The organism is Microbacterium sp. NPDC079176 (assembly GCF_040686675.1).
In the GTDB taxonomy this organism is placed as follows: domain Bacteria; phylum Actinomycetota; class Actinomycetes; order Actinomycetales; family Microbacteriaceae; genus Microbacterium.
In genome coordinates, this window is sequence record NZ_JBFBLM010000004.1 from 17,916 (window position 1) to 42,786 (window position 24,871).

26 protein-coding genes and 3 tRNA genes are annotated in these 24,871 nt (G+C 67.5%); 22 read left to right on the forward strand and 7 right to left on the reverse strand.

The genetic code is table 11. The annotated features are described in order from the left end of the window. Window positions 1-81 precede the first annotated feature (81 nt). Both AB0P11_RS10535 and AB0P11_RS10540 read left to right on the forward strand, forming a co-directional pair. Complete coding sequence (locus AB0P11_RS10535) at window positions 82-1,011, forward strand: PfkB family carbohydrate kinase (RefSeq protein ID WP_363521820.1); 930 nt, start codon at window positions 82-84, stop codon at window positions 1,009-1,011. Between the two features lie 86 nt (window positions 1,012-1,097). After that, window positions 1,098-1,182 (forward strand) — tRNA-Tyr (locus AB0P11_RS10540). Between the two features lie 557 nt (window positions 1,183-1,739). Here AB0P11_RS10540 and AB0P11_RS10545 read toward each other — a convergent pair. After that, window positions 1,740-2,333 carry a fasciclin domain-containing protein gene (locus tag AB0P11_RS10545; protein WP_053098913.1) on the reverse strand — a complete coding sequence of 198 codons (594 nt, stop codon included), beginning with the start codon at window positions 2,331-2,333 and terminating at the stop codon, window positions 1,740-1,742. 218 nt (window positions 2,334-2,551) lie between these two features. Between AB0P11_RS10545 and AB0P11_RS10550 the strand changes: the two genes are divergently transcribed. The 3 genes from AB0P11_RS10550 to AB0P11_RS10560 are packed head-to-tail and all read left to right on the forward strand — an operon-like array spanning window position 2,552 to window position 4,194. Next, window positions 2,552-2,818, forward strand: coding sequence for a hypothetical protein (locus AB0P11_RS10550; RefSeq protein WP_053098914.1), 267 nt, complete (start codon window positions 2,552-2,554; stop codon window positions 2,816-2,818). Window positions 2,819-2,830: 12 nt separating this feature from the next. Continuing rightward, the gene (locus tag AB0P11_RS10555; protein WP_053098915.1) at window positions 2,831-3,694 is read left to right on the forward strand and encodes an FHA domain-containing protein; all 864 of its coding nucleotides are present in this window, start codon (window positions 2,831-2,833) and stop codon (window positions 3,692-3,694) included. Window positions 3,695-3,720: 26 nt separating this feature from the next. Beyond that, the gene (locus tag AB0P11_RS10560; protein WP_363521825.1) at window positions 3,721-4,194 is read left to right on the forward strand and encodes a heme-binding protein; all 474 of its coding nucleotides are present in this window, start codon (window positions 3,721-3,723) and stop codon (window positions 4,192-4,194) included. On the opposite strand, the gene AB0P11_RS10565 is transcribed toward AB0P11_RS10560, so the two are convergent. The 3 genes from AB0P11_RS10565 to AB0P11_RS10575 are packed head-to-tail and all read right to left on the reverse strand — an operon-like array spanning window position 4,184 to window position 6,618. Continuing rightward, entirely contained in the window at window positions 4,184-4,684 is a 501-nt protein-coding gene (locus AB0P11_RS10565) for a hypothetical protein (protein ID WP_363521828.1), read from the reverse strand. The two genes, AB0P11_RS10560 and AB0P11_RS10565, sit on opposite strands and share 11 nt — an antisense overlap. A 31-nt stretch (window positions 4,685-4,715) precedes the next feature. Further along, window positions 4,716-5,234 (reverse strand): gluconokinase, encoded by a 519-nt coding sequence (locus AB0P11_RS10570; RefSeq protein WP_053098918.1) that lies wholly within the window; start codon window positions 5,232-5,234, stop codon window positions 4,716-4,718. A gap of 7 nt (window positions 5,235-5,241) precedes the next feature. Then, the gene (locus AB0P11_RS10575; protein ID WP_053099393.1) at window positions 5,242-6,618 is read right to left on the reverse strand and encodes a gluconate:H+ symporter; all 1,377 of its coding nucleotides are present in this window, start codon (window positions 6,616-6,618) and stop codon (window positions 5,242-5,244) included. 171 nt (window positions 6,619-6,789) lie between these two features. Here AB0P11_RS10575 and AB0P11_RS10580 point away from each other — a divergent pair, with 171 nt between their 5' ends. The 10 genes from AB0P11_RS10580 (at window position 6,790) to AB0P11_RS10625 (ending at window position 15,777) form a co-directional block, all read left to right on the forward strand. After that, window positions 6,790-7,497, forward strand: coding sequence for an FCD domain-containing protein (locus AB0P11_RS10580; protein ID WP_056277198.1), 708 nt, complete (start codon window positions 6,790-6,792; stop codon window positions 7,495-7,497). A gap of 120 nt (window positions 7,498-7,617) precedes the next feature. Beyond that, entirely contained in the window at window positions 7,618-10,260 is a 2,643-nt protein-coding gene (locus AB0P11_RS10585; RefSeq protein WP_363521832.1) for a LuxR C-terminal-related transcriptional regulator, read from the forward strand. 261 nt (window positions 10,261-10,521) lie between these two features. Beyond that, on the forward strand, window positions 10,522-11,013 hold the full coding sequence (locus tag AB0P11_RS10590; protein ID WP_053098921.1) for an FBP domain-containing protein: 492 nt from the start codon (window positions 10,522-10,524) through the stop codon (window positions 11,011-11,013). A 45-nt stretch (window positions 11,014-11,058) separates the two neighbouring features. Further along, window positions 11,059-11,853: an enoyl-CoA hydratase/isomerase family protein gene (locus AB0P11_RS10595; RefSeq protein ID WP_363521835.1), complete on the forward strand. Its 795-nt coding sequence runs from the start codon at window positions 11,059-11,061 to the stop codon at window positions 11,851-11,853. Between the two features lie 78 nt (window positions 11,854-11,931). Beyond that, window positions 11,932-12,951 carry a hypothetical protein gene (locus AB0P11_RS10600; protein ID WP_157538099.1) on the forward strand — a complete coding sequence of 340 codons (1,020 nt, stop codon included), beginning with the start codon at window positions 11,932-11,934 and terminating at the stop codon, window positions 12,949-12,951. Next, complete coding sequence (locus AB0P11_RS10605) at window positions 12,948-13,742, forward strand: inositol monophosphatase family protein (RefSeq protein ID WP_053098924.1); 795 nt, start codon at window positions 12,948-12,950, stop codon at window positions 13,740-13,742. Before AB0P11_RS10600 ends, AB0P11_RS10605 begins: the two co-directional genes overlap by 4 nt. Before the next feature lie 123 nt (window positions 13,743-13,865). Then, a complete protein-coding gene (locus tag AB0P11_RS10610) occupies window positions 13,866-15,149 on the forward strand; it encodes a peptidoglycan DD-metalloendopeptidase family protein (RefSeq protein ID WP_363521840.1) in 1,284 nt (427 codons plus the stop codon). Window positions 15,150-15,216: 67 nt separating this feature from the next. Next, window positions 15,217-15,288: transfer RNA gene (locus tag AB0P11_RS10615), tRNA-Thr, on the forward strand. Between the two features lie 34 nt (window positions 15,289-15,322). Then, window positions 15,323-15,396: transfer RNA gene (locus AB0P11_RS10620), tRNA-Met, on the forward strand. A 198-nt stretch (window positions 15,397-15,594) separates the two neighbouring features. Continuing rightward, window positions 15,595-15,777 carry a hypothetical protein gene (locus tag AB0P11_RS10625; RefSeq protein WP_053098926.1) on the forward strand — a complete coding sequence of 61 codons (183 nt, stop codon included), beginning with the start codon at window positions 15,595-15,597 and terminating at the stop codon, window positions 15,775-15,777. A 60-nt stretch (window positions 15,778-15,837) separates the two neighbouring features. Here AB0P11_RS10625 and AB0P11_RS10630 read toward each other — a convergent pair whose 3' ends face one another. Together AB0P11_RS10630 and AB0P11_RS10635 are read right to left on the reverse strand one after the other, a co-directional pair. Further along, window positions 15,838-17,517, reverse strand: a complete 1,680-nt coding sequence (locus AB0P11_RS10630; RefSeq protein ID WP_056277215.1) for an MDR family MFS transporter — start codon at window positions 17,515-17,517, stop codon at window positions 15,838-15,840. Then, complete coding sequence (locus AB0P11_RS10635) at window positions 17,518-18,129, reverse strand: TetR/AcrR family transcriptional regulator (protein WP_285364993.1); 612 nt, start codon at window positions 18,127-18,129, stop codon at window positions 17,518-17,520. Window positions 18,130-18,310: 181 nt separating this feature from the next. Between AB0P11_RS10635 and AB0P11_RS10640 the strand changes: the two genes are divergently transcribed. The 5 genes from AB0P11_RS10640 to AB0P11_RS10660 all read left to right on the forward strand — a co-directional run bounded on the left by AB0P11_RS10640 (window position 18,311) and on the right by AB0P11_RS10660 (window position 21,799). Further along, on the forward strand, window positions 18,311-19,504 hold the full coding sequence (locus tag AB0P11_RS10640; protein WP_053098930.1) for a M20 family metallopeptidase: 1,194 nt from the start codon (window positions 18,311-18,313) through the stop codon (window positions 19,502-19,504). A 159-nt stretch (window positions 19,505-19,663) separates the two neighbouring features. Then, complete coding sequence (locus tag AB0P11_RS10645) at window positions 19,664-20,131, forward strand: Asp23/Gls24 family envelope stress response protein (RefSeq protein WP_082586538.1); 468 nt, start codon at window positions 19,664-19,666, stop codon at window positions 20,129-20,131. Between the two features lie 131 nt (window positions 20,132-20,262). Then, window positions 20,263-20,829, forward strand: coding sequence for a sigma-70 family RNA polymerase sigma factor (locus tag AB0P11_RS10650; RefSeq protein ID WP_056277222.1), 567 nt, complete (start codon window positions 20,263-20,265; stop codon window positions 20,827-20,829). After that, window positions 20,826-21,449 carry an Asp23/Gls24 family envelope stress response protein gene (locus tag AB0P11_RS10655; RefSeq protein ID WP_072590839.1) on the forward strand — a complete coding sequence of 208 codons (624 nt, stop codon included), beginning with the start codon at window positions 20,826-20,828 and terminating at the stop codon, window positions 21,447-21,449. The genes AB0P11_RS10650 and AB0P11_RS10655 overlap by 4 nt, the downstream gene beginning before the upstream one ends. Continuing rightward, entirely contained in the window at window positions 21,446-21,799 is a 354-nt protein-coding gene (locus AB0P11_RS10660; RefSeq protein ID WP_187250043.1) for a hypothetical protein, read from the forward strand. The genes AB0P11_RS10655 and AB0P11_RS10660 overlap by 4 nt, the downstream gene beginning before the upstream one ends. 85 nt (window positions 21,800-21,884) lie before the next feature. Here AB0P11_RS10660 and AB0P11_RS10665 read toward each other — a convergent pair whose 3' ends face one another. After that, complete coding sequence (locus AB0P11_RS10665; protein ID WP_056277233.1) at window positions 21,885-22,730, reverse strand: SDR family oxidoreductase; 846 nt, start codon at window positions 22,728-22,730, stop codon at window positions 21,885-21,887. Window positions 22,731-22,824: 94 nt separating this feature from the next. On the opposite strand from AB0P11_RS10665, the gene AB0P11_RS10670 reads away from it, so the two are divergent. Both AB0P11_RS10670 and AB0P11_RS10675 read left to right on the forward strand, forming a co-directional pair. Further along, on the forward strand, window positions 22,825-23,199 hold the full coding sequence (locus AB0P11_RS10670) for a helix-turn-helix domain-containing protein (RefSeq protein WP_053098935.1): 375 nt from the start codon (window positions 22,825-22,827) through the stop codon (window positions 23,197-23,199). A 90-nt stretch (window positions 23,200-23,289) separates the two neighbouring features. Continuing rightward, window positions 23,290-24,828: an APC family permease gene (locus tag AB0P11_RS10675; protein ID WP_053098936.1), complete on the forward strand. Its 1,539-nt coding sequence runs from the start codon at window positions 23,290-23,292 to the stop codon at window positions 24,826-24,828. The last annotated feature ends 43 nt before the right edge of the window (window positions 24,829-24,871 follow it).

Below are 24,871 nucleotides of genomic sequence, written 5' to 3' on the forward strand. Positions count from 1 at the left end.
TCACCGTAGCGCTGTGCCCAGCCCGCGCAGGGAGGCTGACCGAACCGCCGAAGAAGCCGCTCTCGCGGTAGTGTCGGCGGAATGAGTGATGATTCCTCCCGTATGCCCGGTGCAGTCGTCGTCGGAGACGCGCTGATCGACGAGATCCACGACGTCGGCGGGGTGCGTGAGCTGGTCGGCGGCGCGGCACTGAACGTCGCCGTCGGTCTTCGCAGGCTCGGTGTGCCGACCACCCTGATCGCGATGGTCGGGGACGACGAAGCGGGGGCGCACATTCGCGAATACCTCGACGATCACGACGTGCGGCTGATCGCCAGCGAGGCGCCGCTGGGCTCGTCCCGGGCGATCGTGCAGCGTGGTCCCGACGGCGAGCCCGTCTACGTGTTCAACGAGGCCGCGCAGCGGCGCAGCATCCGCTATTCCGACGCGGCTGTCCGTGCGATCGCCGATTCGGATCTCGTGGCCGTCAGCTGCTTCCCCTTCGACGTGCCCGGTGAGGTCGACGCCCTGCTCGACGCCGTCGGCGACACTCGCCTCGCTGTCGACCCGAACCCACGGTCGGGGATGCTGAGCGACCGTGCCGAGTTCGTGCAGGGCTTCGAGCGCGCCGCCGCAGGAGCGTCGATCGTCAAGATCGGCGCCGATGATGCGGCTCTCCTCTATGACGGCGATCTCGATGCGCTGAGGGCGCGGCTGCGCGCGCTCGGGGTGAGCGCGGTGCTCGCGACCGCAGGCGCCGATGGTGCAGCCCTCGAGTCGGATGCCGGCATCGTCACGGCGCCCATCTCGACGCTGCCCGGTCGCGTCGTCGACACCGTGGGAGCCGGAGATGCGACTCTCGCGGCCGTGGCGGCCGGCCTTGCTCAGGGGACACCCTCCGATGCGAAAGGCTGGCAGCACCTGCTCGATCGAGCCATGGATGTGGCCGCTGCGACGTGCCGAGCCGAGGGCGGCCTGCTGCGGACTCCGGAGTCGATCGCTGACGCCGATCGCGGCGTGTTCGGCAGCTGAGCGTTCGATTTCTCACGCTTGCCCTCGGCAGGTATGATTATCTATCGTGCCCCCGGTTGGCTGTCGAAGTCGGACGGGTGCGCTCTGGCGAGTTACCCAAGCGGCCAAAGGGATCTGACTGTAAATCAGACTGCTCAGCATTCGGGGGTTCGAATCCCTCACTCGCCACCATGGGGTATTCCCGGATCTCGAGGATTTTGTTCTCGTATCTCAGAATGCCAGGTCAAACGAGGAAAGCCCCCGAGAATACCGGGGGCTTTCCTCGTTTCGGTGCCAGTTCTGCTTCTTGCGTGAGCTGTCGGCAGGCCGCCCAGAGGTCCCTGGGCTGGCTGGGTCGCACTGTGCGCGACCGTCGGGCAGTGGCAGCTCACCCGATGAGACAACAGGCACGACGAGAGCGTCGCAGGGCGAGCTCAGTCTCGACGTAGCAGGCCCTCAGGTAGGCGATCCCCTGGGGAGAGCCAGAACCTGAGGGCGACGGCGCCGCGGCCGAATCCTGAGCTTCGCCCGCTGGCACCTCAAGCAGGTGTAGGGCAGTCGGGGGTATCCGTGGGAATCGCGAAAGGAACGCGTGGGAAACGCGTAGGAATCGCGGGCCCCGATCCCTGTAAAGGGTAGGACTCGGGGACACGGGAAAACCCCACCCTCTGTTCGTTGTTCTCGATCACGAGATCCACGAGCCGGAGAAACGCCCCCGTCCTCGGGGGCGTTTCCTTTTCACGGCGTGCTCACATCGCAGGAACCAGGACGCGATCGATCGTGTGGATCACTCCATTGTTCGCGGTGATGTTCACCCGCCACAGCACCAGGGCCGGGTCCCGCAGGGTGGGGCTCTCGTCACGCAAGAAGACGCCGCGCGGCCGGACGACCCCGCCGTTGGCCATGGTGAGCGACTTCGACGTGATGACCTTGATCGGGCCCAGCTTCTTGCCCGCGACGACGTGGTAGAGCAGGATGTCGGCGATCTGGTCGGTGGTGAAGGCGGTCGTGAGCGTGGTCAGTGCCGCCGCCTCGGATGCGGGTGCGGTGCCCGTCAGGTCGGACACCAGCCGCAGGAAGGCTCGATCGTTCGGAGCGAAGACGGTGAACGTTCCCGCCGGATCTGCGAGCGTGCTGTCGAGGCCGGTGGCGAGCACCGCCTGGACGAGCAGGTCGTAGTCGTTGGCGTTTCGGTCTGGAGCGCCTCCTCCTGAGGCGGTGACGAGAACATCGACGATGTTCCCCGAGGGGCGTGCTGTCTCTGCGGCCTGTGCGGGCGCGGCGGTCAGGACGAGGGCGAGTGCGGCCACCCCTGCGAGGGAGGCGCGGATCTTTCCAGTCATCGTTCAACTCCATTGTCGATCGGAGTCACGGCGAGGGTCGTGACACAGGGTTATTCCGCTGGTCACCACCGTTTGGATGCACCGGCCGCGAAGTTTCTCTGAGCTGCCTCGGAGAGCGGAAGACAGTTTCTGGACTGTATTCAAAAACATATGGACAGAGTGATCGGGGGCGCGCATAATCGCTTCAACACCACCGGGCACCAGCGAAGGAGCACCCCATGAGTGATGAGAAGGAAACGTCCGAACTGTTCTCCGAGGCCTCGGGGCCGAGTGGAGCATCGATCACGGACTGGACGGATCTCGGCCGAGAGATGTGGGCCTATCTGACCGGTCGCGGAGCGGCGGTCAACTACACGTTCGAGGACATGACCGTGGAAGTCCCTCGGGATATCGGGCCGGATGCGCCTCGCGCGACGTGGAAGTTCAACGGCACGCTGCGCGTGACGACCAGCGACAGCGAGTCCGGCGAGAGCCGGCCGGCCTGACGGCCTGCCACCATGATCCGTCTCGATATCGACCTGAAGGTCGAGCACGTCGCTTCGGACGGCGCATCTCCGACTCGCTTCACGGTGCGTGCCGCGGGTCGGGAGGTCGTCATCTCGTTCGAGTCCACTGCGGGCCTCACCGGCATGGGTCGCCGCGAGCTCACGCAGCTGGCACCTCTCGCCGATGCCTTGTCGCGACGAGGCCTCAGCGTGCGTGTGGAAGGGCCGAAGGGGACTCTGCTCCAGCTCGGCGACGTCAGGTCAGGGCCTGTCGGCCGTGCGATCGCCGGGTCGTCGCACATCAGGCTCGGACATCTGTCGGCGCTGCTCTCGGAGGTGAAGCACCGGGACGATGGCAGCCGGTTCCGCCTCCCCGCCCCGCCGCCCACTCTCTTCCCCCTCGTTCCCACGTTGGCACGTCGGGTGCCGCGGCGGGTGACGACCACCCACTACCTTCCCGGATCCGGTCGACCACGGCTGATCTTCGCGGTCGGGAACGGCGACTGGAACAGCACCAGGCCGCGTGAGTTCGATCTCCTTCCCGGACGGACGACGATCGGCTCGGGCAAGGACGCCGACCTGCGGCTCGAGGGAGTGGAGGCGCTGCACGCCGAAGTCCGCCACAACGAGGACGACGAGTACGTCCTGTATTCGTACGCCCCCACCGGCGGCGGGCGGCCTAATCTGCCGCACAGCTCGGAGGATGCCCGGATTCTGCGCACCGGATCGCGGATCGAGATCGGATCCTGGCGGCTGGCGTTCTATCGTGAGGAGTTCGCCGATCACGGACGCCCCTTCGGAGGGCGTCAGGGTGGCGAGTACGCCTTCCAGAGGCAGCAGCCGATTCGACCGTACGGATCGGGGGAACTCGGCTGAACAGACGCACACGAGAGGTACCGGACATGAGTGACCAGACACGGATCGCGCAGCTCGAGAAGGAGCACGTCGAACTCGTCCTGCGCCGCTTCGACCGCAGGGACGCATGGGAGCTGGGTCGCTCGATCGCAGAACGGGCATTGGCCGAGGGCCACCCGGTCGCCGTGGACGTGCGCACCTCGTCAGGGGTCCTCTTCCACGCATCTCTGCCGGGCGCGACGGCCGACAACGACGCATGGGCGGCGAAGAAGGCGGCGACCGCTCTCAGGTTCGAGACCAGCACGGCTCTGCTCGAAGCGCGCATCGAGCAGGGCGGCCGGGACATGTACGAGCCGGGATGGCTCGATCCGGTCGTCTACGCGGTCGCGGGTGGGTCGGTGCCGATCCGCGTCGACGGTGTGGGTGTCGTCGCGGTCGCGACGGTGTCGGGACTTCCGTCATCGGACGACCACGACCTGGTCGTCGAGGGGATCGCAGGGCTGGGTCTGCTCACGGAGTAGCGGCGCGGATCTCGATCTCCGCGTATGGATAGTGGCAGTCGCCGGTCGCACCTGATCGCTCGCAATCGAGATCGGGTACGAGCATCAGCATCGGCGTCCCCGTGAGATCGGGCGGCACCTCGACCGACACCGAGGTCGCTCCGACCTCGAGACGTGAACCGGTGCGCAGATCGCCCTCGGGGGAGCGGATGATCACCTCGCCCGCCCAGAGCTCGTCGAGGCACTCGGGGGGATGCACTGACACGGAGACCGTCTGCCCGGCGGTGGCTGACAGCGGATCGACCGTCAACATCACAGCCACGCCATCGCAGCTGAGAGGGCTCGCACGAGGGGCGTCGCTGACCGAACCGGCGCCAAGGGCGGTCTCAGCAGTCGACGCATCGTTCGCAGGCTGAGTTCCGCCGGAGGAGGGCGAGCAGCCGGTCAGCCCGACGCTGAGCGTCGTCGCCGCGACCAGGATCCGCACAGCGCGCCGCATCGAGTTCTTCATGACTCAGAGTGTCGCTGGCCGAGGAATCGTCTCAGTAGTCCGGGTGCAACCGCAGCCGTGACGCGATCTGAGCGGCCTGCTCAGCCGGCGTCAGAGCGATGTCGATCTCGATGGCCCGCTCGTCCGCCTCCAGGGGTTCGAGCGTCGCGAACTGCGAGTCGAGCAGTGTGGCGGGCATGAAGTGCCCCTGGCGGCGCAGCATCCGCTCGAGGATCAGCTCGCGCTCGCCGGCGAAATGCACGAACGTGACCGCATCCCGGCGAAGCACGTCGCGGTAGCTGCGTCGCAGGGCGGAGCAGGTCACGATGCCGGGCTCGCCGGCGTCGATGCGCTCATCGATCCACTCGGCGATGCGGTCGAGCCAGGGCCAGCGGTCCTCGTCGTTCAGAGCGTGGCCGGCAGCCATCTTGGCGACGTTCGCCTCGGGATGCAGGTCGTCGCCCTCTTCGAACGCCCATCCGAGACGGCCGGCGAGCATCGCTGCCACGGTCGACTTTCCGGTGCTGGCGACGCCCATGAAGACGAGGACAGGTGCGTTGACGGACATCATGGCGCGCTCAGACGAACATGCTCAGGACGAGGACGCCGGCGAGACCGGTGACGGAGATGAGGCATTCGAGTACTGTCCATGACTTCAGAGTCTGCGGGATGCTGAGGCCGAAGTACTCCTTGATGAGCCAGAAACCCGCATCATTGACATGCGACAGGAACACCGAGCCCGAGCCGATCGCGAGCACCAGCAGCGCGACCATGGGGGAGTCGAGGGTCTCGGTGAGCGGCTGCAGGATGCCGGCGGCGGTGATCGTCGCGACGGTCGCGGATCCCGTGGCGATGCGGATGACGACGGCGACCAGCCACGCGAGGATCAGCACCGAGACGGACGACCCGGAGACGAACTGGGCGATCACGTTGCCGATGCCGGTGTCGACCAGCACCTGCTTGAATCCGCCACCCGCGCCGACGATCAGCAGGATGCCGGCGATGGGACCGAGCGACGAGCCGACGATGTCGTTGATCTTCGTGCGGTCGAATCCGGCGCCGCGGCCGAGGATGAAGAATCCGGCGAGCACGGCGATGAGCAGGGCGATGACCGGCGTGCCGAGGAAGTCGAGCGCGACCTTCCACGGGGCGTCGGAGCCTGCGGCCGAGATGTCGGCGACAGCCTTGGCGAGCATGAGGAACACGGGGAGCAGGATGCTGAAGAGCGTCGCACCGAACGACGGGCGGCGACGCTGCTCGATGCCCTCGTCCTCGTCCGTCACGAACAGCTCGGGGACCGGGACGTCGACCCAGCGCTCTGCGAAGCGGGCGAACAGCGGCCCAGAGATGATCACGGCGGGGATCGCGACGATCACACCGAAGGCGAGGGTGAGGCCGAGGTTGGCTCCGAGCGCGTCGATCGCGGCGAGCGGGCCCGGGTGCGGCGGCACGAGGCCGTGCATGGCCGAGAGGCCGGCGAGCGTCGGGATCGCGATGCGCATGAGTGGCGCCCCGGAGCGCCGTGCGACGAGGATGATGACCGGCACGAGGAGCACGAGGCCGACCTCGAAGAACATCGGGAGACCGATGACCGCACCGATGAGTCCCATGACCCACGGCAGCGACCGTGCGCTGGCACGGCTGACGAGCGTATCGACGATGCGGTCGGCACCACCCGAGTCGGCGAGGAGCTTTCCGTAGATGGCACCGAGGGCGATCAGGATTCCCACCCCGCCCATCGTGGTGCCGAATCCGGTCGAGAAGCTGGTGACCGATGCCGCGATGTCCATGCCGGCGATCGCGCCGGTGGCGAGCGCGCCGATGGTGAGCGACAGGAAGGGATGCAGCTTCACCCACGTGATGAGGACGATGATGATCGCGATCCCGAGCACTGCGGCGGTGATCAGCTGACCGGCGGGGCGGTCAGGGGCTGCCGTGTCGGCGACTGCCGTCATGAGCGCGGCGGCGGCGGGGGTGAAGAGTGCCATGAGCTTCCTTGATCCGGGCGTGGTTTACGACCTTATGCCGTACATAATAAGCACGCATACCACGTCATGCGCAACATAACCGAAACAATCGCCTGAGACGTCCCACGTCAACGACCCTGTGGCGGGCATACTCGACATATGACCGTCGCCGGCCCTGCAAGCCCTGTCCACGACTCGCTCGTCGCCGAGCTCGGTCGCGCGATCGTCGACGGCGAGCACCCCCCGGGCTCGCGGATGCTGACGGTGGAGCTCGCTCAGGAGCGGGGAGTGTCCCGCTCCGCCGCCCGTGAGGCGGTGCGGGTCCTCGAGTCCTTCGGTCTTGTCTGGGTGCGGCGGAAATCGGGTGTCGAGGTGCGGCCGCGGGCCGATTGGAACGTCTACGCGCCCGAGGTGATCGCGTGGCGACTCGCGGGCCCCGGTCGCGATGAGCAGCTTCGCGAGCTCAGCCAGCTCCGTTCCGTGATCGAACCGCTCGCTGCGCGACTCGCTGCGGTGAACGCGACGTCGGAACAGAAGGTCGAGCTCGTCTCACTCGTCGTCGCGATGAGCGAGGAGGACCACGAGGCCGACCGAGAGCGCTACCTCGCCGCGGACATCAGGCTTCACCGTCTTCTGCTGGATTCGTCCGGCAATCGGATGCTCGCCGCTCTGGGCGGCATGGTCGAGGCAGTGCTCAGGGGGCGCACGGCGCATGACCTCATGCCGCACGTGGCCAATCAGAGCGCTGTGCAGTGGCATCGGGATGTCGCGTTCGCGGTTGCGGGCGGAGATGCCGATGCCGCCGCGTCAGCGATGCGGAGCATCGTCATGGAGGCCGACGAGGCGATGCAGCGCGCTGCCGAATAGCCGAAGAGCGGCATACTCAGCCGATATCTCGGTATACGTCGGCTTTCGCAGTATTCCGGAATCATTCGCAGACCTACGATCGGATCGCGGAGAGTTTCGCGTTCTCGGGGGAGGCCGGCGATGGAGCAGGGGACAGGCGGACGTGCGCGCGGCGCGCGTCTTCCCCTGCACATGCTCGATCGTCCGCGGCTGACGGAGATCTTCGATCGAGGGCATGCCCTGACGGTCATCAGCGGCCCCGCCGGAGGTGGGAAGTCGGTTCTGCTGAGCCAGTGGGCGACGATGCAGGAAGAACGAGCGGCTGCTGCGGTGCGACTCGGGTTCGACGAGAGCGTCACGAACGAGCACCTCATGCTTCGCGAGATCCTGACCAAGGTCATCGTCCAGGACTTGATCGCTGATCGGAGCACCGCTCGCTCGGCGCTGCGTGGGTTCGACAGCGTCCGGGATCCGGGCGGCGAACTCGGGCGCCTGCTCGGCGACCTGAGTCGACCGTGCGTCCTACTGATCGACAATGCGGAGCGGGCCGATGAGCGGTCGCTTCTCGGGCGGGCTCTCGATCTTCTCGACGCCGCACCGCTCCTGCGGATCGTCGTGGCGACGCGCCGCTCGACGGTGACGCGGACGCTGCAGATGCTCGCGTCCGCGGACGTGTGCGTCGTCGGACCCGCGCATCTCTTCTTCACGTGTGACGAGGCTCGGGCGGTGGTGGAACGCGTATCCGGTCAGGCGCTCCCGCCGCATCCGCTCGGTGAGGAGAGCGCACTGCCCCTTGCAGCCCGGGCGTTGGGCCTTGCTCTCGCGACCCATCGGGACCCGGTCGAGATCGCCGCCGTCGAGGTGCAAGGGCTCGCTGATGCTCTGATGGCCAGCCTGATCGGTCCGGATGCTCCGGCCGACTTCCAGGAGTTCCTGCTTCGGACTTCGGTGCCGGGGAGAGTGACGCGCGAGATCGTCCGGCGTCTCGGCTGGCCGGATGGCGGGGACGAGCACCTCGATCGGGCCGAGCTCTACGGACTGGGCATGTGGGAACCGGCGGATGACGGTCTCGGGTTCGTCTACACCCCGCTGCTGCGCGAAGCGCTCGCGCGCCGACTCGATCAGCGGCCACTCGACGCCGTGGCACCGATCCGCCGAACAGTCGCGCTGTGGGCTTCCGAGCACGGCCGCCATCTCGAGGCGCTGACCAACGCGATGAGAGCGAGGGACTACGTCCTCGCGGTGCGCCTCGGGCGCAAGTCCTGGTTCATCCTCTCGCGGTCGAGTCCGCGCGAAGTCGAGACGCTGCTGCGTCGCGAGAATCCTCTCGTGCTCGCGCGTCATCCGCTGCTCGGCATGCTGCTGGCTTTGGTCCTGCTGCGTCTCGGTCAACGGCTGCGTGCGTTCGCCTATTTTCAGGGCGCCGCGCTGTCACTCGGCCGCCGGGGCGTCGACGATGACCCCGTCGAGCGGTTCTGGATGCTCAGCGCGAAGGCGCTGGCCGAGCGGTTCGCCGGGCAGTTCCGGCGATCCGGGATGTCCGCCGATCTGGTTGTTCAGGTCTTCCACACGATGGATGCCGAGCAGCGTGCGGAGTGCACCGGATTCGCGGCGCTGCTGCTCAGCAACTGCGGGCTCAGCTTCTTTCAGCTGGGTCGGATCTCGGATGCCATCGAGGTCCTGGAGCTCGGAATGACGATTCAGGTCGCGCATACCGTCATGATCCTCGAAGACGGTGTCGGTCTGCGGATGCCCGATGACGACGGCGGCTGGTATCACTGCGCTGCGACTCTCGCCGGCGTATACGCCCTGCGGGGACGGCTGTCCGATGCGCGGCGGGTCCTCGATGAGATCGACGGCGCGGATCCGCCGCCCGCCTGGCGATCGGAGCAGTTCGGGATACTGGAGCAGATCGCCCACGCCGTCATCGCCATCGCGGCGCTCGATCTCGACGAGGCCAGACGCCGTACGGATTCGATCGCACACCACCTGGGAACGACGGAGCTCTGGCCCTACCTCGTCTGCGTTCAGAGCGAGATCGAGGTGCGCGAGGGGCGCGCGGCCGAGGCATCGCTGGCCATCGCCCATTCGCTCGGGCGGGGCGTGAACTCGGCGGTCTCCGACTACGGATCGTCCCGGCTGACTGTCGCGCAGGCGATGGCGTCGCTGGCGCTCGGCGACCAGACGGCGGCCCGACGGACTGCGGCCGGGCTCCCCGGCGATGATCCGGCTCGGCTTGCCGTCGAGGCGTTCGTCGCGCTCCTCACCGGTGACGACGCGCGTTCCTACGCCGCGGCCGAGGTCGCCCAGGCCGAACGCGACCCGGACCTCGACCGGCTCTGCCTCGCAGCCATCACGTCCTCAGCCGCGGCAGCACGGTTGGGCAGGCGTGAGGCGTCTGCCCGCGCGATGTCTCGCGCCGTCGCCGTGATGCGAGAGCAGCGCTCTCAGGCTCCGCTCGCGCTCTTCGCCGGTGACGTGCTGAGCGAGGTGCGCGAACTGTGCGCGCCGACCGAGCAGGAATTCCTCGACTCCTATCTCGCGCGCGCCTCGGACGGATGCCCGTTCCCGGCGCTGCCGCCCCCGGTCAGGCTCACGTCGAGAGAACTCGCGGTGATGCGAGAGCTGCGGAGGACGTCGTCCACCGACGTGCTCGCCGCGGCACTCTTCGTCTCACCGAACACGGTGAAGGTCCAACGTCGCAGCGCGTACCGCAAGCTCGGTGCGTCGAACAGGGAGCAGGCTCTTCTGCGCGCCGCAGAGCTGGGGCTGCTCGAGGAATGAGCGACTGACCGGTCGATCGAGGCGCACCCCGAGTTCGGGTGACGCGTGGTGCGCCTCAGAGTCGGGAGCGTGGGAGGGGTGAACCTGGGGGTTCGTGCTCTCATCGACCTGTGTTCACGATAGGTGCGGGCGCGTCGGGGTCGTGAGGGAGCGCATCCAACACGCGGTATTTCGCCCTGGAACTCACCCTGGCCGCGCCTCGGCGCGATCTCGGACGCCTGGTCGCGACCCCATGCGCACCGGTGTTCATAGACTGGAGCGATGCGAGCGCTCACCGAAGCAGACGTCCGTGCCTCGTTCGTCAATGCGGATGCCGACGAGCTGCGGGTCATGGAGATGCCCCACGACTTCGTCCTGATCGACTGGGACTACCTGGACTTCTTCGCGTGGCGAGACCCGAGTGCGGGTCGGCGCGGCTACGTGCTCACTCAGCACGACGGTGAGGTCTCGGGGTTCGTGCTGCGAGTCTCGGACCCCGGCCGAGGTCGTTCGGGCATGTGCAACATCTGCCACACCATGCAGCCGGGAAACCAGGTGGCGCTGTTCTCAGCACGGCTCGCAGGTGAGGCCGGTGAGCGGGGCGACTCCGTCGGCACCTACATGTGCGCCGATCTCTCCTGTCACGAGAACGTGAGACTCGCCCACCCGCTCGCCCCGAACGAGATCCTCGCCCCCGGACAGGTGGACGTCCGTCTCGACGGCACGAGGCGGCGAATGGAGGCCTTCGTGGGCCGCGTGAGGCAGCAGGCCTGATCACGGTTAGCCTGGTCGCATACGTCTGCGCTCGAAGGAGAAGCCATGAACGATGCCATCCTGTTCACCGTCGATGAGGGGCTGGCCCGGCTCACACTGAACCGTCCGGCACGGCTCAATGCCTTCAACTCCGATCTGGCGCACGCGTGGCGCGACGCGACGGCCGAGGCGACGTCGCGCACGGATGTGAAGGCGATCCTGATCGATGCGGCGGGCCCCGCGTTCTGCGCCGGCGGTGATGTCATCGAGATGGCGACGACGATGGGATCGGGTGACGAGATCACGGCCCTGGCCGAAGTCATCAACGCCGGGATCCGGTCGCTGACCGAGTCTGCGGTGCCGGTCGTCGCCGCAGCCCACGGGACGACCGCCGGCGGCGGGCTCGGCATCCTGCTCAGCAGCGACTACGCCGTGGTCGGCTCACGCTCTCGGCTGGGCAGCCTCTATGCGAACATCGGGCTGACACCCGACCTGTCGGTCTCGGCTCAGCTCGCTCGAGCGGTCGGACAGCGCCGCGCGCTGCAGCTGGTGCTGCAGGACCGCCTCCTGACGGCCGCGGAAGCCGTGGAATGGGGCCTCGTCGCAGAGGCCGTCGACGGGGCCGACTCTGCGGACGAAGCCGGCCGGGTGAGGGCGCGTGCGGAGGAGATCGCCCGCTTCTGGCTCGCCGGTGCGGCTGAAGCGTACGGTCACGCGAAGCGCCTCGTCCGCTCTCAGCCCGAGCGGACGTTCGCCGAGCAGCTGGGCGAGGAGGCGCGCTCGATCGGTGCCTCCCTGGCGACCCCGGACGCTCAGGCCCGGATCGCCGCGTTCGCCGCGGCATCCGCACGCAAGGGCTGATTCCCGCGGGAGCCGGTTCGCCCCGATGTATCCACGGATCATGTCGAGGCTCCTGCCTCCGCGCCGGCGCATGCAAGGATGAACGCAACGCCGCTCAACGAGAGGAACGCGATGTCGCAGCCGGAGATCACCCAGCAGCCCCCCGCGCTGGTCGAGAAGAAGAACATGTCCCTTCTCATCAGAGGGGCGATCTGGATCGCCATCGGCGCACTCATCGCCGCGGCGCTCGTCTGCGTCGTGTGGGTTCTGATCGGTGATCAGGACGGGCTGATCGGGCGGGCATTCCTCACGATCCTCCTGCTCGCCGCGTTCGCGGGGATCGCGATCCTCGAGGCGGGACTCGCCCCCAACCGTCCCGACTGGCTCGCGCTGTCGAGCATGGTCAGCTGGATCGTGGCTCTGCTGGTCGGAGCGGTCAAGATCTGGCTGCCCGAGGACGACGCGTTCTTCACCGGTGCAGAGCGCTTCTTCCAGCTGCTGCTCGTGGTGGGAATCCTGCAGCTCGCCCTGCTGCATGTGAGGCTGTTCACTCCGGCCGCGCAGCGTCACGTGACGACGTTCACCCGCATCATCTACATCGCGACGATCGTGTTCCTCGGCGGCCTCGTGGCCATGCTGATCTTCTTCCTCACCTTCCCGCACACCTTCGACTACGGCGAGCTGTACTGGCGAATCGTCGTCGCACTCACGATCCTGGCCGCGGTCGGAACCACGCTGATCCCGCTGCTCAACGCCCTGTTCGCTCCTCGCAAGCCGGCCGGCGCTCGTGCCGCCGCCGCGGCGCAGAGTGTCGCAGCCGCTCCGGCATGGCCGACCTACGCAGACGGTGTGACGCCCCTGCCTGTGCTGCCCGACGGCTCGCCGGACTGGAATGCCTACTACACCGGCCACCCGTCGCCGCAGCCGCAGCAGGCGCTCCCTGTCGCTCCCGCGCCGCAGGGGTTCCCCGTCGCGCCGTTCCCGACCGCGCCTGAGCCGTACTCGCAGGGCCCGGCGACGCCTCCGGCTCCGCCCGCGCCCGCGGCTCACGACGCCTACCCGCCGGCTCCCACTGCTCACGACGCCTACCCGCCGGCTCCGCCGCTGCCTCCCCAGTGAGCATCGAACTCGAACTGGCTGACCTCGCCCGCCGGATCGCACGCGAGGCGGGCGACCTGGCGCGGCGCCGTCGCGACGAGGGCGTGCACCTCGCCGCCACGAAGTCGACGCTGGCGGACATCGTCACCGATGCCGATCGCGAAGTCGAAGCGCTCGTCCGCGACCGGTTGAGGGTCGCTCGACCCGGCGACGGCTTCCTGGGCGAAGAGTCGGAGGCTGAACCCGGCGTGACCGGCATCACCTGGGTCGTCGATCCGATCGACGGCACGGTGAACTACGCCTACGGAATCCCCTCCTATGCCGTGAGCATCGCGGCAGTGAGGGGCAGCGCAGTCGCGGGGGAGTGGGAGGCGCTCGCCGCTGCCGTCTACGCGCCCGCAACCGCCGAGATGTTCACCGCCGCTCGAGGTCATGGCGCCTTCCTGGGCGACGTGCGGCTGTCGGTCACGACGGAGACGCCGGCGGGAGCGCTGCTCGCCACCGGATTCGGCTACGACCCCGCGACGCATGACGGCGACCTCGCGACCGTGCGCAGGATCATGCCGATCGCGAGAGACCTCCGCCGCGCAGGCTCTGCCGCCCTCGACCTCGCTTTCGTGGCCTCCGGGCGGCTGGACGGCTACTTCGAGCGCGGCCTGAAGCCGTGGGATCACGCGGCAGGCGCGCTGCTGGTCACCGAGGCGGGGGGCGATGTCTCGCTGATCGACCGTGCCTCCGCGAGACCCATGCTCATCGCGGGTGGCACTGAGGTCCATCAGCGCGTCCTCGATATTCTTCGAGATGAAACGTGAACGATTCATGGCATTCACAGGTGGATCAGGCTAGGGTTTATCCGATCGTTACTTTCATCGGCCCGAATCGGTGAAGGTCGTAAGCGCCCCCGAGCTTGACGTTTGAACCCGAGAGAATCTGATTTGCCCTTCGAGAATCCCCAGGCTGCCTCTGCGCCCACGCGCCGCTCCAGCCGTACCCGCACTGCGGCCTTCGAGGCCTCCGCGGCAGGAGTGACGGAAGCCGTCTCCGAAGCCGCGCCCGTCTCCGAAGCCACGGCCGTCCCCTCCGAGGCTCCCCTGTCTCGTCGTGCCGCCCGCCAGCGACTGAACACCGCAGAGGTCTTCATCGCCGCGACCGCGGTCGCGGCGGCGTCGGCAGCATCCGACTCCGCCGACGTCGTCGTGAGCGAGACCGATGAGGCTCCCGCGGACGTCGCCGAGCCGATCGTCATCGAGCCGATCGTCGCCGAGCCGATTGCGATGCCCGCAGCAGCCGAGCACGATCAGCCCGACTCGGAGCGCGCGGACGACGCAAGCCACCGTTCGAGCGACGAGGATGCCTTCGAGACGGCTGCCCGTGCATTCCGTCGCGTGGCACCCGAGGCCGCGGCCGAGCCCGCCGAGGACCCGACTGAGGCCGCCGAGGCTGACGAGACTCCGGTCGAGCATGTCGTGCGCCGTCGCCCGTCTGCACGCAAGTTCCTCGCCGTCGGCGCGACCGTCGGCGTGATGAGCCTCGCCGGTCTCCTCGCCGTCGGCATGACCCTTCCTGCCGAAGCCGTCGCCGCAGTGCAGGGAACGCCGTCGCTCGCGGCGACGTCCCTCGTCGCTGCATCGGGTACGGCGTCGAAGGCTGCATCCGACGACGAGATCCAGGCGTTCGTCACGTCTTCCGACGTGCAGAACGAGCCGCTCGCGCGCTCCGACAGCTTCTCGAGCGTGTCTCTCATCCAGGTGGCATCGGAAGAGGGCATCAACTACTCGAACGAGGTCTTCACCAACGACGCCGAGGCTGCCATCCAGTGGCCGTTCAAGGTCGGCGTGGGTATGAGCTCGGGATACGGCATGCGCTGGGGTCGTCTGCACGAGGGAATCGACTTCGTCCCCGGTGAGGGAGCGCCCATCCAGGCGATCGCCGACGGCGTGGTGCGCATCGCCACCGAGCAGGGCGGCGCCTACGGTGTCACCGTGTACATCGACCACGTGATCGACGGACAGATCGTCACGAGCCACTACTCGCACATGCAGTACGGCTCGCTGCAGGTCAAGCCCGGGCAGACCGTGAAGGTCGGCGACGTCGTCGGCCACACCGGAAACACCGGTCGTTCCTACGGAGCGCACCTGCACTTCGAGATCATCATCAACGGTGGCACGATCGATCCGCTGCCGTGGTTGCGCGAGAACGCGGGTCGTACCTCGTACTGACACCTCGATTTCATGAGGACGCCACAGTGATGGTATTCTCGTGTGGTTGCCCCGCGAGGGGCAGCACGCCCCGATAGCTCAGTGGCAGAGCACTTCCATGGTAAGGAAGGGGTCGTCAGTTCAATCCTGACTCGGGGCTCACAGCGTTCGTATCTGCGATGCGGATGCGGTGTGGCAGGGTAGCTCAGCTGGTCAGAGCGCACGACTCATAATCGTGAGGTCGCGGGTTCAAGCCCCGCTCCTGCTACAGATGAAAACCCCCGGGATTCCCGGGGGTTTTTGCGTACCCGGGCTCAGGATCGACCGAGACGCACTGCGGGCACGATGTTCGCACGGTGCCCACCCGATCGGTTGAGGTTCGGCGTGCGCGATGTCAAGGGGATGCCGTGGCGAGGCCTGCGGCGGTCACACTGGTCGTCCAGTACCCGGACGATAGGAGCGACTCATGTCAGACCCCCAGGCAGCACCGGACGAAGGCGCCGAGATCGACGCGACCGGCGTGGACGCCGACTTCGTGACGAACGACCCGGACCCCGAGGTCGACCCCGCCACCCCGGGTGAGAGCCAGAAGGCCGACGGCGACAATGCGGATCACCCGGACGAGCTCGAGGTCGGCGACCTCCCCTGACCACGCACGAAGACGGGCCCGCTCCTCATCTGAGGAGCGGGCCCGTCGTTCGTGAAAAGGTCAGCGACCGGCGGGCGGGATGTCGCGTCGACCGGCTGCGATGCGGTCCTCGTCGCCGGGAGCGGCGTCACTTCGACCGGAGCCGCCGCGCTGCTCCGCCTCGAGACGCTCCGCCTCCTCGCCGCTGATGGCCTCGCCCCGAGCGACGAGTCCCGCCTGATCCGACAGCGGGATCTGCTTGAGGAACAGCGAGAGCACCAGAGCGAGAGCGATGAAGGGCACCAGGTACCAGAAGACCGGTGCGAGGGCATCCGCGTAGGCCGTGACGATGCCGTCCCTGACCTCGTCCGGCAGCGAGTTCAGCGTCGCGGGGTCGATCGTCGACGCCGCCTGCGAGGCGGCATCCGGTGATGCTCCGGCGTCGGCGAAGACGCCGAGCAGGTTCTCGGTCAGGCGGGTGGTGAAGATCGTGCCGAAGACGGCGGTTCCGAGTGATGCACCCACTTCGCGGAAGTAGTTGTTCGTGCTCGTCGCTGTGCCGATCTCGCCGGCGGGGACGGCGTTCTGCACGACCAGCACGACGACCTGCATGATCAGGCCCAGACCGGCGCCGAATACGAAGAGGAAGGCGCAGATCAGCCAGATCGGCGTCTCGGCCGAGAGGGTGGTCATCGAGATCATCGCGATGCCCGTCAGGATCGTTCCGACGATCGGGTAGATCTTGTACTTCCCCGTCTTCGAGATCGCGATGCCCGAGAAGATCGACGTTCCGATCAGTCCCACCATCATCGGGATCATCAGCAGACCGGATGCGGCGGCCGACGTGCCTGACGACATCTGCAGGAACGTCGGGACGAACCCGATCGCCGCGAACATCCCGATGCCGAGCACGAGACCGATCGCGGTCGCGTTGACGAAGATCGGATTGCGGAAAAGGCTCAGCGGGATGATCGGGTCCTGCACCTTGGCCTCGGTGATGACGAACGCGGTCGCGGCAACGATGAGCCCGGCTCCCCAGGCCCATGTGGCGAGCGAATCCCAGCCGAACTCCTTGTCGCCGCCGAAGTCGGTGAAGAAGATCAGACAGGTCGTCGCCATCGAGAGGAAGATGACGCCGAAGATGTCGATCGGCTTCTGGGCCTTCTTGCTGGGCAGCTTCAACGCGACGAGGGCGATGATGAAGGCGGCGATTCCGACCGGGATGTTGATGTAGAACGCCCACTGCCAGGTGAGGTGGTCGACGAAGAACCCGCCGAGCAGGGGGCCGGCGACGGCCGACAGACCGAAGACGGCGCCCAGGGGACCCATGTACTTGCCGCGCTCGTTCGCGGGGACGATGTCGGCGATGATCGCCTGCGACAGGATCATCAGACCGCCGCCGCCGAGGCCCTGCAGTGCGCGGAAGATCACGAACATCCAGAAGTCGGTGGCGAAGGCGCATCCGACGGACGCGAGCGTGAACAGCGCGATCGCGACGAGGAAGAGGTTGCGTCGGCCCAGGACGTCACCGAACTTGCCGTAGATGGGCATGACGATGGTGGTCGCGAGCAGATAGGCCGTGGTGATCCAGACCTGGTGGTCGACGCCGCCGAGCTGTCCGACGATGGTCGGCATGGCGGTCGAAACGATCGTCTGGTCGAGGCTCGAGAGCAGCATGCCCGCTATCAGGGCGCTGAAGATGATCCAGATGCGGCGCTTCGTGAGCAGGAAGGGCGCATCCTTGGTGGCGGTGGCGGACATTCAGTGGGCTTTCTGTGATGGTGCGAACACGGTGCGAGCGATCTCGAGGCGTCGGCTGACGAGGTCGCTGAAGGAGTCGGTCGAGTGGTGGTGCAGCAGCTGGTCCATGCACAGGCGCACCAGGGCGCCGACAGTGTGGACCATGACCTCGGCGCGCAGCGCGGCATCGTCGCCTCCACCGCTTCGCTGAACGACGAGCTCGCCGTCGCGCCTCTCGTTCTTCGCCAGCTGCTCGAATGCGGCCTTGAGCAGTCGAGGCTCCTGCTCGATCACCGCGAACAGCGCCGGTGCGTCGTCGAGGGGATTGAAGAGCTCGAATCGCGCGATCGTCAACCCGATGAAGTCGTCGAGCAGCTCGCCGTCCTGCGCGACGAAGGCGGCCTCGAGCGCTTCCTGTCGCGAGTCGATCGCGGCGAACCCGAAGACGGCGTTCTCCTTGCTCTCGAAGTAGTTGAAGAACGTACGCCGCGAGACGCCGACCGCAGAGCAGAGCTCCTCGACGGTGAAGCCGGCGAAACCGTGCTCGGTCGTCAGTCGGCGAGCCTCGTCGGTGAGTGCGCGGGACGTCTCCCTCTTGCGCTGCTCTCGCAATGAATCTGCACTCTCGCTCATGAAGTGCAATATTGCACTCTGAACCTAAGAGTGCACTGTGAGCTCCGTGCTCCGATCCTGTCGGTATGGGCTTCCTCACCATCTGGAGCGTCTGCGCCGGCGCGTTCATCATCTCCGCCCTCGCGCTCGCATTCATGCGGATGCCGCGCCTCACCGACTCCTCCGCACGAAAGGCCCACTCGTGAGCGCCCCCGATTTCGCGGCCGATGCCGTCGCGATCCTGCCTGACCTGGTCGCCCTGCGACGAGCTCTGCACGCCGACCCCGAGCTCGGACTCGACCTGCCGCGCACGCAGCAGAAGGTTCTCGACGCGCTCGAAGGACTGCCCCTCGAGATCACCACCGGCACGCGCACCACCTCGGTCGTGGCGGTTCTGCGCGGAGGGCGGCCGGGGCCCGCGGTGCTGCTGCGCGGTGACATGGACGCCCTGCCGATCGAGGAGACGACCGGTCTGGAGTTCGCCTCCACCAACGGCACCATGCACGCGTGCGGGCACGACCTGCACACCGCGGGCCTCGTGGGCGCGGCGAGGCTTCTCTCGGAGAGACGCGACGAGCTGCACGGCTCGGTGATCTTCATGTTCCAGCCGGGGGAGGAGGGACACGGGGGCGCGAAGGTCATGATCGAGGAGGGGCTGCTCGACGCGGCCGGTGAACGTCCGGTCGCCGCGTATGCGATCCATGTCGCACCCGGTCCGCGCGGCCTCTTCGCGACGAGGAGCGGAGCGGTGGCCGCAGGATCCAACCAGCTCTTCGTCACGGTCGACGGCAGGGGAGGGCACGGTTCGCAGCCTCATCAGACGCTCGATCCGGTGCCCGCCGCGGCCGAGATCGTGCTGGCGCTCCAGAGCTTCGTGACGCGGCGGTTCGATGCCTTCGATCCCGTGGTGCTGTCGGTGACCCGGCTCTCGACGGGTGAGGGAGCGGTCAACGTCATCCCCGAGCAGGTCGAGCTCGCTGCGACCGTCCGCAACATGTCGCCCGCGTCGCTCGCGACCCTCCAGGAGGGGCTGCCTCGGGTGATCGAGGGGGTGGCGGCCGCGCACGGCCTCACCGCCGACGTGCGCTTCGACACGATGTATCCGGTGACCGTGAACGACCCCGCAGAGACGGCCGAGACCGTCGACGTGCTGCAGGGTGTCTTCGGCGAGCAGCGCGTCGTCATCATGCCGACGCCGATGATGGGATCAGAGGACTTCGCCTTCGTCCTCGACGAGGTGCCCGGCACGTTCATCGCGCTGATGACCTCGCCGCCCGACGCGGACCCGAGCACGATCGAGTGGAACCACTCGCCGAGGGTGCTGTTCGACGACGCGGTGCTCGGCGACCAGGCTGCGGCGCTGGCATCCGTCGCATTCGCCCGCACGGCTCGCTGACGTCCCCTCTCAGCGGAGGCCGCTCCCCGTCGGGGAGCGGCCTCCGTCATGAATGACGACCAATTTGTGACGAATCGTTCGTAGCATCCGTCTTAGTGGTGTCGCTGCACTGCGGCCCTCCCCGCAGGGGATCGGAACACACTGACGAAGGAGCACATGATGGCGAACGTCTCGAACGCACAGCAGCCCAAGGTCCAGGTCGCCCCGGCAGGTTCGACCGTCGCCTCGACGGGTGCGACGATCATCGAGAACGGCGTGGTCGCGAAGATCGCGGGAATCGCGGCTCGCGAGGTTCCCGGTGTGTACGCTCTCGGTGGCGGAGCCGCTCGCGCCGTCGGAGCCATCCGTGATGCTCTCAACTCCACCGACCTGACCCAGGGTGTCAGCGTCGAAGTGGGCGAGACGCAGGTCGCGGTCGACGTGACGATCGTCGCCGAGTACCCGGCGTCGTTGCAGAAGGTCGCGGACGATGTCCGCGCGGCGATCTCCGTCGCGATGAGCGAGTTCGTCGGCAAGCAGGCGGTCGAGGTCAACGTCACCATCAACGACGTCCACATCCCCTCCGATGACGCGTCGGACGACGACGGCGCCGCCGCCGACGACGCCGTGGAGACGCGTGTCCTGTGATCCATCGAGATGCGAACGAGTGATCGGATCAGCATCTCGTGACCTCGTGACCTCGTGATCGGGTCGATGATCCGATCCGATCACGGGTCCGCTCCGAATCTATTCGGGGGAATGGAAAAGGGAGTCGACGCATGGCTGGGGAACGCTTTCGCTCTGCACTCGAGCAGGCCGACGACCGGATCGTCGCCGGTCGGGCGATGGATGGGGACGTCGCCGCATTCGCGGTGCTGGTGCGCAGGTACACGCCGATGATGCGCGCGTACACGCAGCGGATGCTGAACGCCTCGGCCGATGTCGACGACATCGTCCAGGAGACGTTCGTGACCGCGTGGCAGCGGTTCTCCGAACTGGACGACCCCGCGAAGGTCAAGAGCTGGCTGATGCGCATCGTGAGCCGCAAGGCGGTGGATCGCATCCGCGCACTGCGACCGATGATCGACGTCGACGACGTGGAGCAGGCCGCGCCGCCGCAGGGTGCTCCGGCGCGCGTCGTCGAGGCCCGCGCGGGGATCGAGGCGCTGGGGGCGGCGTTGCAGGAGCTGCCGGCCGCCCAGCGGGAGTGCTGGGTGCTCAGGGAGATGGGCGGGTACTCGTACGACGAGATCGCCGCCGAGCTCGACATATCGGTGTCGACGGCGCGTGGCCTTCTCGCCAGAGCCCGCAAATTCATGATCGTGCGAATGGAGGCCTGGCGATGAGCGATGATCAGGCGACCCCCGATGTCCGTCAGCTCGGTCTCGAACCGGGCGATCTCGACGGGCACACGCTCGAAGAGCTGAGCGACTATCTCGAAGCAGGGAGGGTTCCCCTCGACCCGTCGATCGAGGGCTCGCCGGGATGCCAGCTCGCTCTCGACGCACTCGAGCGGCTGCACGGCCTCGGCGGTCAGCTGATCGACGCCGATGCCGCCGCCATGCCCGAGGTCGATGACAGCTGGGTCGATCGCATCCTCTCGGGCATCGCCCTGGACGCCCGCGCCGGGCGTCGGATCCCGTTCGCAGAGACCGACCCCGCGGTCGACTTCGGAATCACCGAGGGTGCCGTCCGGGGCCTCATCCGCTCGGCGGAGAACGCTGTGCCCGGCATTCTGGTCGGCCGGTCGACACTCGACGGCGACGTCACCGCCGTGGGCGAGCCGATCCGCATCACGATCGAGGTCAACGCCGTCTACGGCGAGTCGATCCCGCAGGCGGTGGACCGGCTCCGCGAAGAGGTCGCCGAGCGTCTGCGGCGGCAGACGTCCCTCACGGTGACTGCGATCGACGTCACCGTGCGGGACATCCAGAGAATCAGCAGCGCGGCGGAGGAGACACCATGAGCGTTACCGATCCCACGGGACTCGCTGAGAGGATCGAGGCGGCCGTGCTGGCCACGCCGGGTGTGCGCAGCGTCTACCGGGCGGGCTCACTGGTGTCGAATCTCGTCGGAGAAGGTGCGGTCGCGATCGGCATCAGCCGGGTCGACGAGCCGCTCGTGGCGGTTCGCGTCGCCGACGAGGGCGTCGTGGTCGAGGCGTCGCTCGGCATCGAGTACTCGGCGAGTGCCGTCGAGCTGCTGCAGGACGTCCGCGGGGCCTTGGGGAAGGTCCTGGCGGAGGACGGGCTGGGGCCCGTCGAGATCGTGCTCACGATCGCGTATGTCCATCCTCGGGAGGCATCGTCGGACTGAGTCCGCGTGAGCGCGCTGAGGCGCCGATCCTGGGTGAGGATCGGCGCCTCCTGGTGGGGCGGCCGGCCGGATGCCGAACGGCGGATCAGGCGATGGCGCGCAGGCCCTCGACGAGAGGCGTCGTGGGACGGCCGATGAGCCGCGCGAGCGTGCCGTCCGACTCGGAGAGCGCGCCCGACGCGATGCCGGCATCCAGAGCGACGACGAAGCCCGCCGTGCCCTCGTCGAGACCGGCCGCCTGGAGTCCGGCGAGCTGCTCGTCGGCCGTGAGCGGCTGATAGGTCACGTCGCGGCCGGAGACCTCCGCGATCGCGGCTGCGAGCTGGGTGTAGTCCCACGCGACGTCGCCGCCGAGTTCATACACCTGCCCGATGTGACCGTCTTCGAGCAGCACGACGGCTGCGGCCTCGGCGAAGTCCTTGCGGCTGGCCGACGCGACGCGGCCGTCGCCGGCTCCGGAGGCGAGCACTCCGGTCTCGGCTGCACGGGCGAGGTCAGCGGCGTAGTTCTCGGTGTACCAGTTGTTGCGCAGGATGACTGCCGGGAGACCGGACGCCGTGATGAGCTCCTCGGTGGCCTTGTGTTCGGGGGCGAGCACGAGATCGCTCGTCGTGGCCTTCGGAGCGCTGGTGTAGACGAACTTCGTGACACCGGCGGACCGGGCGGCGTCGATGACCGCCTGGTGCTGCGCGACGCGCTGCCCGACCTCGGAACCCGAGATCAGCAGGACGCTGTCCACGCCCTCGAGGGCGGAGGTGACGGAGGAGGGGTCGGTGTAGTCGAGCCGCGCGACCCGCACGCCGAGATCCTCGGCCTTCGCGACATCGCGGGCGCCGGCGATGATCGACTGCGGGTCGGCGCCGCGCTCGAGGAGGCTGGCGATGACGAGGCGTCCGAGGTTGCCGGTCGCACCGGTGACGAGGATGGTCATGGGGTGTCCTTTCGTAGGTGACAGAGGCGATAACCTGGCCACCGTGTCGGAACATTCCATACTGCGGGTACCCACTTTGAAGTAAGGTACCTACATGACGGTTAGTTATGCACAGATCCGTGAGTCGACTCCGCAGATCTTCGAGCCGGGATGCAGCACCCGCGTCATCCTCGACCACGTGATGAGCAAGTGGGGCGTGCTCGTGCTCTCGTCCCTCTCCGACGGCACCCATCGCTGGGGCGAACTGCGCCGCGAGGTCGGCGGCATCAGCGAGAAGATGCTCGCCTCGACCCTGCGAACCCTCGCCGACGACGGGCTGGTGCGTCGGGAGTCCTTCCCGACGGTGCCTCCGCACGTCGAGTACAGCCTGACTCCTCTCGGGCGGGATCTCATGGGGCGGATGCTGCCGCTCGTCGAGTGGGTCGCCGACCACGCCGACGGAATGATCGTTCGTGACTCACTCGACTGATTCCGTCGCTCAGTTGCGCAGACGCCCACGGAATCCGTCGGTATAAGAAAAGGATTGACGCGATATACGCGGTACCCGTATGTTCTGAGCATGTCAGCTACGACGCCGATCCATCTCGAACGCCCCGACGGCAAGGGCCTGGCCGCCGGCACCCTCGGTCTGTGGGGCTCGACCGTCATCGGCCTGGCCTCGACGGCCCCCGTCTACTCACTCGTCGCGACGCTCGGCTATGTGGTGCTGGCCGTCGGAGCTCAGGCACCGATCGCGTTCATCATCGCGTTCGTGCCGATGCTGCTGATCGCCTTCGCCTACCGTGAGCTGAACAACGCTGTCCCCGACTGCGGCACCACGTTCACGTGGGGGACGAAGGCGTTCGGTCCCTGGGTCGGCTGGATGGGCGGCTGGGGTGTCGCAGTCGCCGGCATGGTGGTGCTCGCCAACCTCGCCCAGATCGCATCGGTCTACTTCTGGTCCCTGATCGGGTTCGATCTCGAGAACAACGACTGGCGGATCGTCCTCGTCGCTGTGCTGTTCATCGCCGCGATGACCTGGGTCAGCTGGCGCGGCGTCGAGATCGGTGAGCGCATCCAGAACGTTCTGCTGGGCATCCAGTACCTCGCCCTGGCGATCTTCGTCGTCGCCGCTCTCTGGCAGTTCTTCGCGGGTACCGCCCCGAACCCGACGCCGTTCGAGATGGAATGGCTGAACCCGTTCGCGTTCACCAGCTGGCCCGGATTCACCGAGTCGATCCTGCTCGCTCTCTTCATCTACTGGGGCTGGGACACGTGCCTCGCGCTCAACGAGGAGACCAAGGATCCCAAGAAGATCCCCGGTCGCGCGGCGCTGCTGACGACCGTCATCCTCCTCGTCACCTACGTCGGCGTCACGATCGCCGCGATGATGTACGCCGGTCTCGGGTCGGAGGGCACCGGGCTCGGCAACGAGGCCAACGCCGACGACTTCTTCCTGGCGATCAAGGACGGCCTGCTCGGCCCGTTCGGCTGGGTGCTCGTGGTCGCCGTCGTGCTCTCGGCCATCTCGTCGACGCAGACCACGATCCTCCCCACCGCCCGCGGCACCCTCGCGATGGGCGTCTACCGCGCTCTGCCGGCGAAGTTCAAGGACGTGCACCCGACCTACAAGACTCCGTCCTTCTCGACCATCGTCATGGGGGTCGTGGCCATCGCGTACTACATCGGCATGACCCTGATCAGCGACGACATCCTCCAGGACTCGATCCTGTCGCTCGGTCTGGCGATCGCGTTCTACTACGCCATCACCGGGTTCGCCTGCGCCTGGTACTTCCGCAAGGACCTCACCCGCTCGGCGCGCGACTTCCTCTTCAAGGGGCTGTTCCCGGTGCTGGGCGCGGCCATGCTCACCTGGGCCTTCGTGCAGTCGGCGATCGACATGTGGGACGTGGACTACGGCTACACGGTGCTCTTCGGCATCGGCGGCACCTTCGTGATCGGCATCGGAGCGCTCGCGTTCGGCCTCGTGCTCATGTTCGTCTGGTACCTGTTCCCGCGGTCGAAGAGGTTCTTCCGCGGCGAGAGCCTCAACCGCGACACCCAGGTGATGGTGCCCGACGAGCCGGGCCTGATCCGCTCGATCGACGGCGGCATCTGAGCTGCGGCATCCTGTCCGAGCCGGATCGCGCGCGGGTACGCCC